Annotated in this window: 6 protein-coding genes; all 6 read right to left on the reverse strand. The window is 74.8% G+C overall.

Features of this window, described 5'->3' with window-relative positions:
* Positions 1-36: 36 nt before the first annotated feature.
* The 6 genes from V1227_RS04235 to V1227_RS04260 are packed head-to-tail and all read right to left on the reverse strand — an operon-like array spanning position 37 to position 12232.
* Entirely contained in the window at positions 37-8565 is an 8529-nt protein-coding gene (locus V1227_RS04235; protein ID WP_329791134.1) for a non-ribosomal peptide synthetase, read from the reverse strand.
* Positions 8566-8581: 16 nt separating this feature from the next.
* The gene (locus tag V1227_RS04240) at positions 8582-9811 is read right to left on the reverse strand and encodes an MFS transporter (protein WP_329791135.1); all 1230 of its coding nucleotides are present in this window, start codon (positions 9809-9811) and stop codon (positions 8582-8584) included.
* A gap of 14 nt (positions 9812-9825) precedes the next feature.
* Positions 9826-11001 carry a cytochrome P450 gene (locus V1227_RS04245; protein WP_329791136.1) on the reverse strand — a complete coding sequence of 392 codons (1176 nt, stop codon included), beginning with the start codon at positions 10999-11001 and terminating at the stop codon, positions 9826-9828.
* Positions 10982-11749 carry a thioesterase II family protein gene (locus V1227_RS04250; RefSeq protein WP_329791137.1) on the reverse strand — a complete coding sequence of 256 codons (768 nt, stop codon included), beginning with the start codon at positions 11747-11749 and terminating at the stop codon, positions 10982-10984. The genes V1227_RS04245 and V1227_RS04250 overlap by 20 nt, the downstream gene beginning before the upstream one ends.
* A complete protein-coding gene (locus tag V1227_RS04255; protein WP_329791138.1) occupies positions 11746-12036 on the reverse strand; it encodes a phosphopantetheine-binding protein in 291 nt (96 codons plus the stop codon). Before V1227_RS04255 ends, V1227_RS04250 begins: the two co-directional genes overlap by 4 nt.
* A 1-nt stretch (position 12037) precedes the next feature.
* A complete protein-coding gene (locus V1227_RS04260) occupies positions 12038-12232 on the reverse strand; it encodes an MbtH family protein (RefSeq protein WP_090096553.1) in 195 nt (64 codons plus the stop codon).
* Positions 12233-12254 lie beyond the last annotated feature (22 nt).

The raw sequence follows: 12254 nt of genomic DNA on the forward strand, positions 1-12254 counted from the left end.
GGCCCGGCCCGTCGGGTGACGGGCCGGGCCGGTGGGTCAGCCGGTGAGGTGGCCCGCGATCGTGCCGGCGATCTCGGCCATCGGTACCGGGTGGGTCATGTCGCCGTGGGTGGTGGCGACGGGGTGGACGTGGAGGGTGCCGGTCAGGTGCGGCGTCCACGCGTCGGGGTGGGGTGAGGAGTCGGTGCGGCCCTCGGTGGCCAGGAAGAACAGGGCGTCGCCGCGGTAGGGGATCGTGGGGGTGTGAGTGTCGGAGAGGTGGCGGTTGTGGGCGAAGACGGCCGGGAGGGCGGCCACGGCGCGGGCACCGAGGACGGGGACCAGGTCGTCGAGGGAGGTGCGGCCCAGGGAGGCCAGCAGGTCCGCGGTGGGGTCGACGTCGGCGGAGGGGGAGGCGGGGTTGCCGGGGTAGCCGTCCAGGAGCGCGAGGAACGCGACCTCCGCGTTCTCCGCCTGGAGGCGGGTGGCGACGGCGTGGGCGACCTGGGCGCCGAAGGACCAGCCCAGCAGGTGGTAGGGGCCTTCGGGCTGGACGGCGCGGATCTCGGCCACGTAGTCCTTGACCATCTCGTCCAGGGTGCCGTTCCACGGTTCGGTGAGGGCGCGGGACTGCAGGGCGTGGACGGGGCGGTCGTCGAGGTGGCGGAGCAGTCCTGAGTAGACCCAGCCGATGCCGGCGGCGGGGTGGACGCAGAACAGCGGTGCCCTGGAACCGGTGGAGCGCAACGGGAGCAGGACGTTGAGGGGATCGGTGCCGGCCTCCTCCAGGCGCGTGGCCAGTCCCGCGGGGGTGGGGGCGTCGAAGACGGAACGGATCGTGGCGCGCACCCCCAGGGCACGGCGGACGCGGTCGACGAGGCGGGTGGCGAGCAACGAGTGGCCGCCCAGGTCGAAGAAGTCGTCGTCGACACCGACGGAGTCGAGGCCGAGGACGTCGGCGAACAGGGCGCAGAGAACGCGTTCGCGGTGGTCGCGCGGCGCACGGGTGGGCTTGCGGGTGAAGTCGGGGGCGGGCAGGGCCCTGCGATCGAGCTTGCCCGACGGGCTCAGGGGCAGTTCCGGCACCGTGACGACGGCCGCCGGGACCATGGCCTCGGGCAGCGACCGCGCCGCGAACTCGCGCACCGCCACCGGGTCGAGGTCCGCCGAGGGGACCGCGTAGACGACCAGGCGCTTGTCGCCGGGACGGTCCTCGCGGACCACCGCGGCCGCCTGGACCACCGACGGGTGCGCGGAGACGGCGGCGGCGACCTCGCCCAGCTCGATCCGGACACCGCGGATCTTGACCTGGTCGTCGGTGCGGCCCAGGTACTCCAGCACGCCGCCGTCGTGCCAGCGGACCAGGTCACCGGTGCGGTACATCCGCTCGCCCGGCCGGTGGGGGTGGGGGACGAACCGCTGGCCGGTCGTGGCGGGGCGGTTGAGGTAGCCGGTGGCCAGCTGGGTGCCGGAGAGGTAGAGCTCACCGGTCGCGCCGGCGGGCACCGGGGACAGGGCCGGGTCGAGGACGTAGACCTGCGTGTTCCACACCGGGCGGCCGATGGGGACCGACGGCGTCGCGTCGTGCCCGAACCGTTGCCAGGTCACGTCCACGGACGCCTCGGTGGGGCCGTAGAGGTTGTCGAGGTGGGCGGCGAAGCCCGCGGTGAAGCGCTCGGCCAGCGGGGTGGGCAGAGCCTCGCCGCTGCAGACGACCTGGCGCAGGCCGGGACAGCGGCCCGGCGCGACGGAGGCGGTGAAGACCTCCAGCATCGACGGGACGAAGTGGGCGACGGTGACGCCCGCGTCCTCGACCAGGTCGGCCAGGTAGGCGGGGTCCTTGTGGCCCTCGGGCCTGGCCACGACCAGGACCGCGCCCGTGATCAACGGCCAGAAGAACTCCCACACCGACACGTCGAAGCTCGACGGCGTCTTCTGCAGGACGCGGTCCGCCGGGGTGAGGCGGTAGCGGTCCTGCATCCACAGCAGGCGGTTCACGATGCCGGAGTGGGGGACGACCACGCCCTTGGGCTTGCCGGTCGAACCCGAGGTGTAGATGACGTACGCCGCGTCGTCCGGGGTCGCCGACGGCAGCGCGACGTCCTCGGCGACCGCGGGAAGGGCGGCCAGCGACTCCGGCGTCAGGACGAGCACCGGGTCGGCGTCGGCCACCATGTGCGCCACCCGGTCGGCCGGGTAGCCGGGGTCGACGGGCAGGTAGGCCGCGCCCGTCTTGTGCACGGCGTACAGCGCGACGATCAGCTCCAGCGACCTCGGCAGCGCCACACCGACCGTGCGGCCGGGGGCGGCACCCGCGCGGTGCAGGGCACGGGCCAGCGCGGTGGCGCGGTCGTCCAGTTCGGCGTAGGTCAGACCGGTGCCGTCGAACTCGACGGCGGGGGCGTGCGGGGTCCGGGCGACCTGGGCGGAGAAGAGGGCGGGCAGGGTCGTGGCGGGCACGTCGGCGTCGGTGTCGTTCCAGTCGCGGAGGATCACCGCGCGCTCGGCCGGGTCGAGGACGTCGATCTCGCGGGTGCGCAGGCCGGGATCGGCGGCGACGGCGGCCAGCACGCGGACGAACCGGTCGGCGAGGCCGCGGGCGGTGCCGGCGTCGAACAGGTCGGCGGAGTAGGCCAGGGAGCCGTCCAGCCCGCCGGCGGGGTTCTCGGCGAAGCCCAGGCCCAGGTCGAACTTGACGCTCTGCGCGCCGATCTCGTGCTCGGCGACCGCCAGGCCCGGCAGGGACAGGTCGGCCTGGCCGGTGTTCTGCAGCACCAGCGACACCTGGAACAGCGGGTGCCTGGCCAGGGAGCGGGCCGGGTTCAGCTCCTGCACGAGCCGTTCGAACGGCAGGTCCTGGTGCTCGAACGCGCGCAGGTCGGTCTCCCGGACCCTGGCGAGCAGGTCGGTGAACGCGGGGTCGCCCGCGGTGTCGACGCGCAGCACGAGGGTGTTGACGAAGAACCCCACGACGTCGTCGAGCGCGCGGTCCGCGCGACCGGCGACCGGGGTGCCGATCGGGACGTCGGTGCCCGCGCCGAGGCGCGTGAGCAGGGTGGCGAGCGCGGCCTGCAGGACCATGAACAGCGTCACCCGGTGCTCCCGGGCGAGCTCCAGCAGCCGGGCTTGCAGGGCGGCGCCGATCTCGACGGGCACCGTGCCGCCCCGGTGGGTGGCGACCGCGGGGCGGGGGCGGTCGGTGGGCAGCGCCAGCTCGTCGGGCAGGCCCGCGAGCGCGCCGCGCCAGTGCTCGACCTGGCCGGTGAGCAGCGAGTCGAGCAGGTCGCGCTGCCACAGGGTGTAGTCGGCGTACTGCACGGGCAGCGGCGCCCAGCCGGGCTCGGCGCCCGCCAGCCGTGCGGCGTAGGCGGTGCGCAGGTCCCGCACCAGCGGCCCGAGGGACGCGCCGTCGACGGCGATGTGGTGCAGCAGCAGGAGCAGCACGTGCTCGTCCGGGCCGACGGCGAACAACGTGGTGCGCACGGGCGCTTCGACGGCCAGGTCGAACTCCTCGCGGGCGGCGTCGGCGAGCGCGGTGTCGAGGTCCGCCGGTGCGAGGCCGACGACGTCCAGCACGGGCCGCCAGCCGTCGAGGACGACCTGGCACGGGGTGCCGTCGACCTCGGGGAAGACGGTGCGCAACGCCTCGTGCCTGCCCACCACGTCGTGCAGGGCCGCCTCGAGCGCCACGAGGTCCAGCGCACCGGTCAGACGCAGCGCGTACGGGACGGCGTAGCCCGCGCCCTGGTTCTCCAGCCGGTTGAGGAACCACAGCCGGGACTGGGCGGGCGACAGGGGCAGCACCCCCGGCCGGGGCCCGGCGACCAGCGGCGGGCGGACGGGCCTGCCCGCTGCGCGGTCGACGGCCGCGGCGACGCCCTCGACGGTGGGGTCGGCGAAGAGGTCGGCCAGCGCGAGCTCCACCTCGAACGTGGTGCGGACGCGGGCGATGAGCTTGGCGGCCAGCAGCGAGTGGCCGCCGAGGTCGAAGAAGCTGTCGCGCGCCCCGACGCCGTCGACGCCGAGCAGGTCGGCGAAGAGACCGCAGAGGATCTCCTCCCGCGCCGTGCGCGGCCGGGCCTGGTCGGCCGGCGCCTCGGCCGACGGGGCGGGCAGGGCACGGCGGTCGAGCTTGCCGTTGGGCGTGAGCGGCAACGCGTCGAGCACGACGAACGCGCCGGGCACGAGGTAGTCGGGCAACGCGGCGGCGGCGTGCCGGCGAACAGCGGCGACGTCGAGCGCGCGGGCTCCGTCGGCGCCGGACGTGTGGGCCGCAGCAGTGCCGGGCGCGCCCTCCCCGGCGGTGTCGAGCGCGCGCACCTCGGCGGTGCCGTCCGAGGCCACCAGGTAGGCGACCAAGCGCTTGTCGCCGGGCCGGTCCTCGCGGACGACGACGGCGGCCTGGGCGACGGCGGGGTGGCGGGTGAGCACCGCGCCGACCTCGCCCGGCTCCACCCGGAAGCCGCGGATCTTGACCTGGTCGTCGGTGCGGCCGACGTACTCCAGCACGCCGTCGGCGCTCCAGCGGCCCAGGTCGCCCGTGCGGTACATGCGCTCGCCGGGGCCGTCGAACGGGCTGGTGACGAACCGGCCCGCGGTGAGCCCGGACTGGCCGAGGTAGCCCTCGGCGAGACCGAGGCCGGACAGGTACACCTCGCCGACCACGCCGGGCGGCACCGGCTGGAGGGCCGCGTCGAGCACGTGGGTGCGCTTGTTGGCGAGGGAGCGTCCGATCGGCACCGACCGGCCGAGCGCGTCGGCCGGTGCCACGGCGTGGCTCGTGCCGATGATCATGTTCTCCACCGGGCCGTAGCCGTTGACCAGGCGCACGTGCGGGTGGCGGCGCAGCAGTTCGCCGACGTGGCGGGTGGAGGCGGCCTCACCGCCGGTCATCACCTGGTGCAGCCCGGCGAAGACGTCCGGGTGCTCGTCGACGAGGTGGTTGAGCAGGCTGGCCGACAGGTAGGCGGTCGTGACGCCGTGCCGGGGGATGAGCCGGGCGACGATGGCGGGTTCGGGCCGCGAGCCGGGGTGCAGCACGCAGGCGGCTCCGGTCAGCAGCGGTGAGAACAGCTCCAGCACGAAGGCGTCCCACGACGCGGGCGAGCACTGCAGCCAGACCTGCTCCGGGCCGAAGTCCAGGAACGACTGCGACAGCAGGCTGGCCACGATCGAGCGGTGCGAGCCCAGGATGCCCTTGGGTCGCCCGGTGGAGCCCGAGGTGAACATGACGCAGGCCGCGTCGGTGGGCGCGCCGAAGACCTCGACTGGCGCGGCGGACAGCCCGGCGGCCTCCGCCAACCGTTGCGGTGTGAGGGTTTCACCGACGCCGGCGTCGGCGCTGATCTCGCGGACGCGGTCGGCGGGCAACGCCGGGTCGAGCACCGTGTAGGCGGCGCCCGCCTTGAACGCGCCGAGCACGGCGGCGACGAGGTCGACCCCGCGGTCCAGCGCGATGCCGACGACGTCCCCGCGCCGCACACCGCAGTCGCGCAGGTGGCGGGCGACGCGGTTCGACCGCTCGTCCAGTTCGCCGTAACTGATCTCGGCGTGGTCGGTGATCAGCGCGACGGCGTCCGGGTGGGCGGCGGCGCGGGCGGAGAACAGGGCGTGCACGGTCGAGTCCGGGAAGGGCGTGCCGGTGTCGTTCCACTCGTGCAGCACCAGCGCGCTGTCGGCGGGGGAGAGCACGGGCAGGCGGTCGACGGCCCGGCCGGGGTCGGCGGCGACGGCGTCCAGGACCAGGGTGAGGGCGGTGAGCAGGCGGCGCGCGGTGGCCGGGTCGAACAGGTCGGTGCTGAACTCGAGCGTGCAGTCCAGGCCTCCGGCGCGGGGCTTCTCGTCCACGGTCAGGGTGAGGTCGAACTTGGCGTTGCCCTGCGTGCCGTCGGCGAGGCGCACGTCGAGCCCGGCCAGGCGGGGACCGTCCCCCTCGCCGCCGGTCAGCGACAGCGCCACCTGGAACAGCGGGTGGCGGGCGAGCACGCGCGGCGGGTTGAGCTCCTTCACCAACCGGTCGAAGGGCACGTCGGCGGCGGCGTAGGCGGCCAGGTCGACGTCGCGGACGCGGGCCAGCAGGTCGGTGAACGCGGGCCCGCCGCCGGTGTCCACGCGCAGCACCAGCGAGTTGACGAAGAACCCGACCAGGTCGTCCAGGACCTCGTCCGGGCGGCCCGCGACGGGCGTGCCGACGACGACGTCGGTGCCCGCGCCCATGCGGGTCAGCGCGGCGGCGAGGGCGGCGTGCACGACCATGAACAGCGTGGCCTGGTTGGCGCGCGCCAAGTCGGTGAGGGCGGCGTGGGTGCCGGCCTCGACGCGGGCGGTGACGGCGTCCTTGGCGTGGGTGGGGTCCGCCGGGCGGGACCGGTCGTAGGGCAGGGACAGCTCCTCGGGCAGGCCGTCCAGCACCGTCTTCCAGTGCTCCACGCGGCTGTCGAGGTCCAGTTCCCGCTGCCAGAGCGTGTAGTCGGCGTACTGCACCGGCAACGGTGCCCAGCCGGGCTCGCGGCCGGCCAGCCTCGCCTCGTAGGCGGTGCCCAGGTCGCGCAGCAGCGGGCCGCTCGACACGCCGTCGCCCGCGATGTGGTGCAGGGCCAGCACGAGCACCGACCCGGTGTCGCACGTGGACAGCAGGGTGGCGCGCAGCGGGAGGTCGGTGGCGAGGTCGAACGAGGCGCTCGCGGCCTCGTCGACGAGGCGGTCGAGGTCGCCGGCGGAGCAGCGGTGCGAGGTGAGCACGTCGCCGAACTCCGCGAGGACGTGCTGGCGCGGCTGTCCGTCGACGGCGGGGAACACCGTGCGCAGGCTCTCGTGGCGGGTGACGACGTCGCGCAGGGCGGCGGCGAGGGCGGGCACGTCGACGCGCCTGGTGAGGTGCAGGGTCAGCGGGATCGTGTAGGCGCGGTCCTGGCCGCGCACGCCCGCGAGGAACCACAGGCCCTGCTGGGCCGGCGAGAGCGGCACCACCTCCGGGCGCGGGCGGGCCGCCAGCGGCGGGTGGACCGCGCCCGAGGCCTTGTCGAGAGCGGCGGCGACCCCGGCGACGGTGGGCGCGCGGAAGAAGGCGCGCAGGCCCAGTTCGGCACCCAGCGCCGCGCGGACGCGGCTGATCAGTCGCGTCGCGAGCAGGGAATGCCCGCCCAGGGCGAAGAACCCGTCGTGGACGCCTACCGACTCCAGGCCGAGCACGTCGGCGAACAGTCCACAAAGGATGCGTTCGCGTTCGTCGCGCGGTTCCCGGCGGACCGGTGCCTCTTCCTCGACCTGTTCCGGCGCGTTCTCGTGCGCCGGGGCGGGTGCGGTGGGCAGGCCCAGCCGGGACAGCGGAACGTCCGGAGTGGACAGTGCGAGGTCGAGCAACCGGACCAGCGTCTCGCCGAGGTGCGCGACGAAGGCGCGGTCGAGCCGGTCGGCGGCGTACTCGAGCTGGCAGTCCATGCCGCCGTCGGCGCGGTGGGCGAACACCACGCTCAGGTCGAGCTTGGCCGCGGCGAGGTCGAGCGGTTCCACGGCGACGTCGAGCCCGCCCAGCCGTGGCGGGGCCGAGTCCTCCTGGAGCACGATCATGACCTGGTAGACCGGGTGCGCTCGGGAACCGCGGTCCACGCCGAGCCGTTCGACGACCCGTTCGAACGGCACGTCCTGGTGCGCGTAGGCGTCGAACGCGGTCTCCCTGGCCCGGCGCAGCAGCTCGGCGAAGCCGGGGTCGCCGGAGAGGTCGGTGCGCAGCGCGAGGGTGTTGCCGAAGAAACCGACCAGGTCGTCCAGCGCGGGGTCCTGCCGGCCCGAGACCGGCGTGCCCAGCACGACGTCCGGCCCGGCGCCGTTCAGGCCGAGCACGGCGCTGATCGCCGCCTGCAGGCCGACGAACGGGGTGCAGCCCGCCGCACGGGTCGCGTCGGCCAGCCGTGCGCGGAGCGCCGCCGGCAGCTCCACCTCGACGATCCCGGCCCCGGTGCCGCGTCCGCCGGCGGGCAGCGCGATCCGCTCGGGAAGACCGGCGAGCGCGTCCTCCCAGTACGCCAGCTGCTCGGCGAGCAGGCTGCCCGGGTCGTCCTCGGCTCCGAGGACCTCCCGCTGCCACAGGGCGAAGTCGCCGTACTGGACCTCCAGCGGCTCCCAGTCCGGGGCGGTGCCCGCCGCACGGGCGGTGTAGGCGGCGTCGAGGTCGCGCAGCAGCGGACCGAACGAGCCGCCGTCGGCCGCGATGTGGTGCAGCAGCACCAGCAGCACGTGCTCGTCGGGCGCGACCCGGAACAGCGTGGTGCGCAACGGGATCTCGGTCGCGAGGTCGAACGGCCGCGTCGCCGCCGCGACCAGCGCCGCGGGCAGCTCGGCGTCGACGACCTCGAACGGCGGCCTCGCGTCCTCCACGACGAGGTGCCCCGGCGTCCCGTCCACGACGGGGATGACCGTGCGCAGCACCTCGTGCCGGTTCGCCACGTCCGCGACGGCGGCGCGCAGGGCGGTGATGTCCAGTGGTCCGCGCAGCCGCAGGGCGACCGGGACGTTGTAGGCGGAACCGGGACCGTCGAGCTGGTCGAGGAACCACAACCGTTGCTGGCCGAACGACAGTGCGGACATGGCAGGGCTTTCCTTTCTAGGCGGACGGGATCCGCAGCGCGCGGGCGGCCGTGATCGGCCCGCCGAACGCGACCAGCGCGGTGACCGCCCAGGCGAGCTCGGGCGAGGTGAGGCCGGCGAGGGCGCCGGAGAGGGCGTAGGCGAAGGGGGCGCAGCCGATGCCCGCCAGCGCGAGCATCGCCATGGCGGTGCCGAGCCGGTCGGCCGGGGCGGCCTTCTGGTAGAGCGTGACGGCCGCGGGCCCGTTGAGCCCGGAGCAGACGCCGAGGGCCGCCGACAACACGGCCATCACCGCCAGGGACGGGGCGAGCACCATGCCCACCAGCAGCACGCCGATGCCGATGCCGCTGCCCACCAACCGGATCGAGAGCGGTACGCGTTCGCCGACGACGGCACTGATGCCGGCTCCGGCCAGCGCGCCGCCCGCCCAGCAGGCGATCACCAGACCGACGGCGGAGACAGCCCAGCCGCGGTCGATCACCAGCACCGGCAGGCCGGGGTTCATCGGCCAGGCGAAGGCGAAGTCCAGGCACAGCGCGGAGAGGAACAGCAGGCGCAGCTTGCGGTCGGAGCGCAGCAGCTTCAGCCCGTCGCCGGTGCGCTTCCACATCGGCACCCCGCTGGGCGCGCCGGTGGGGGCGGAGATCTCCTTCGTGACCGGTGCCAGGCACAGCAGCGCGACCACGCAGCCGACCGTCACCACGCCCAAGGCGACCGGGAGCTGTCCCTCGGCCACGAGCCACGCACCGAACGGTGAGCCGACGATCGGCGCGAACCGGGCCACCATGGTGCGCACGGAGTTCGCCCGGCCGAGCTGCTCGCCGTCCACCATGCGCGGCATGAGCGTGCCGAACGACGGGGTGCCCAGGCCCAGCAACGCGCCTTCCAGCGCGGCCACGACCACGAGCAGCCACACCGACGGCGAGGTCAGCGCGATCACCGTGGCGACGGCGAGCACCGCGATCCGCACGGAGGTGGTGCGCAGCAGCACGACCCGCGGTCCCAGCGCGTCGCACAGCACCCCGCCGAAGATCATCGCCAGCGCGCGGGGCACCGACTCGGCCAGGGTGACCAGGGTGACGGCGGTGGTCCCGCCCATCTGCGCGGCCGCCCACACCGCGGCGATGAAGAACACCTGGTCGCCGATCAGCGACACGCCCTGGCCGCCCAGCACGACTCCGACGCGGGACCAGGGAGGCCTTCTGCGTGGGGACGGGCGTGCGTCGCTGACAGTCGTCTGGGACATGGGAAGGACCTCTCTCAGCGCGCGTGCAGGGTGACGGGCAGGTGGTCGAAGCCGAAGTTGATGATCGACTGGTTGTGCACCGGCTCCCCGGTCACCTCGATCTCGGCGACCTGGTCCAGCAGCGCCCGGTAGACGGCGCCGAGCTCGGCCTTGGCCAGCGGCGCGCCGATGCAGTAGTGCGGGCCGACGCCCAGCGCCAGGTGCCGGTTGGGCGAGCGGTCCAGCCGCAGCTCGTGCGGGGCGTCGAAGGCGGCCGGGTCGTGGTCGGCGGCCCACGTCCACACCGCGACCTTGTCGCCGGCGCGGACGTCGGCCCCGCCGAGCCGGGTGTCCCGGGTGGCGGTGCGCAGCACGTGCAGGCCGACGGAGGTGTAGCGCAGCAGTTCGTCGGTGGCGGAGTCGACGTCGACGGCGCCCTCGCGCAGCCGCTGGAACTCCGCGGGGTTGTCCAGCAGCGCCATGATGCTCATCGCCGCGGTGTGCCGGACGGTCTGCACGCCACCGACGATGATGTTGTCCAGGTTGAGGACGACGTCCTCGATCGGCAGCGGCCTTCCCTTCACCCGGTGGGTGGCGAGGACGCTGATCAGATCGTCGGCCGGGGCCGTCCGGCGCCGCATCGCCTGGTCGAACAGGTAGGGCAGCAGTCGCTGGTGGGCGGCCCTGCGGTCCTGCGGCGTGGTGCCGAGGAACGCCGCGTCGCACACCGACACGACCATGTCCCGGTCGGCCTCGGGGATGTCGAGGACGTCGCACATGACGACCAGTGGCACCGTGGCCATGACCTCGACGAGGTCGACCTGACCGCGGGCCACCGCGTCGGCGACCACCTGCGCGGCGAGGTCGTTGATGCGCTCGGTGCTGCCGCGCACGCCCTTGGGGGAGAAGAACGGCAGCAGCGGCGCACGCAGCTCGCGGTGGTGCTTGCCGTCGGTCAGCGCCATCATCTTCCCGGCTCCGGCGGGTGAGCCGCCGGTGCCGAGCAGGGAGCCGCCGGCGGAGGTGTAGGTGGCGGCGTCGGTGAGCACGGCCGAGGCGTGCTCGTAGGACAGCACCGACCACACCGGACCGTCCTCGGCGGTGTGGGTGAGCTGCACCGGCGCGAGAGCGCGCAGGTCGTCGACGAGCGCGCCGGTGCCGGGGTCCGCCCAGAGGCGGGCGTCGGTCAGGTCAACGGTCGTGGTGGTCACTGCGCGCTCCCAGGCAGAGGGTTCGGAGGAGGTCGGCCGGTCCGCGGTCGCCGGGTGCGACGAGCAGGTGCCCGCCCGGCAGCACCGCGGAGGTGAACGGGCCCGTGGTGCTGCCCGCCCACGTCTGCGGCGGGCTCGCGCCGGGGTCGGCGGCGCCCGCCAGGGCGTGGACGGCGAACCGGGCGGGTGGGCCCGGCCGGTGCCGGTAGGTCGCGCCGACGGCGATGTCGGCGCGCAGCACGGCCAGCACCAGGGCGCGGACCGCGTCGTCGTCGGGCACGGTCAGCCCGCACTCGGCGAGCAACCGCTCCGCCCCGGCGGCCGGGTCCGCCGCGACCGGGAGGACGGTGCGTTCCCAGTCGGCCGGGGCGGGGGCCGAGGCGGCCACGACCGCCGCCGGCCCGCCGCGCCCCAGCGCCACCGCCACCTCGTAGGCGAGCAGGGCGCCGAAGCTCTGGCCGTAGAACACCGCGCCGGGGCCGAGCCGGGGGCCGATGCCCGCGGCGACCGCGGACGTCAGCTCGGCGAACGTCCCCGGCAGCGGGTGGGTGAAGCGCCCGCCCCTGCCGGGCAGCCGGACGGCGAGCACCTCGACGTCCGGTCCGACCGAGGCGGCCAGTTCCGCGAACGTGCCGACGTCGCCGCCCGCGTGCGGGAAGCACACCAGGCGCCGGGCCCCCGGCCCTCGCGGACAGGGCAGGTAGGACCAGTCGTCCAGGACGACCGGGCGGGCGACGGCGGTGGTCATCGCGTGCCGCGCCGGCCGGTCAGGCGCACCACCGGCCGGGCGGGCGCGCCCGCCTCGGCACGGGCCCGCACGGCGGCGGTGAAGTCGGCGAGCGTGGCCGCCGACATCAGGTCGCGCAGGGTGACGGCCACGCCCAGGCGGTCCCGCAGCAGGTGCACGGTGCGCACCGCCTGCTGCGAGTAGCCGCCCAGTGCGAAGAACCCGTCGGTCGGCGCGACCCGCTCGACGCCGAGCACGTCGGCCCAGACAGCGGCGACCACGGCCTCGACGTCGGTGGTGGCGGTCATGTCAGACCCCCAGCGCGGTGCGCAGGCTCAGCGGGCGGATGTCGGTCCACACCTCGTCGATGTAGTCGAGGCACTCCTGCTGCGGGCCGCTCTTGCCGACCGTGTGCCAGCCAGCCGGCACGTCCAGCTCGGTCGGCCAGATCGAGTACTGCTCCTCGTGGTTCATCACCACGGCGAAGTCGGTGAACGCGTCCATGGGTGTTCCTTTCTCCGATGGG

Source organism: Lentzea sp. DG1S-22 (assembly GCF_036321065.1).
Classification (GTDB): domain Bacteria; phylum Actinomycetota; class Actinomycetes; order Mycobacteriales; family Pseudonocardiaceae; genus Lentzea; species Lentzea jiangxiensis.

Excerpts from the sequence above, each read along its gene's own strand:
- V1227_RS04235 (WP_329791134.1), bottom strand. The coding sequence starts at position 8,565 with ATGTCCGCACTGTCGTTCGGCCAGCAACGGTTGTGGTTCCTCGACCAG.
- V1227_RS04240 (WP_329791135.1), bottom strand. The coding sequence starts at position 9,811 with ATGTCCCAGACGACTGTCAGCGACGCACGCCCGTCCCCACGCAGAAGG.
- V1227_RS04250 (WP_329791137.1), bottom strand. The coding sequence starts at position 11,749 with ATGACCACCGCCGTCGCCCGCCCGGTCGTCCTGGACGACTGGTCCTAC.
- V1227_RS04255 (WP_329791138.1), bottom strand. The coding sequence starts at position 12,036 with ATGACCGCCACCACCGACGTCGAGGCCGTGGTCGCCGCTGTCTGGGCC.
- V1227_RS04260 (WP_090096553.1), bottom strand. The coding sequence starts at position 12,232 with ATGGACGCGTTCACCGACTTCGCCGTGGTGATGAACCACGAGGAGCAG.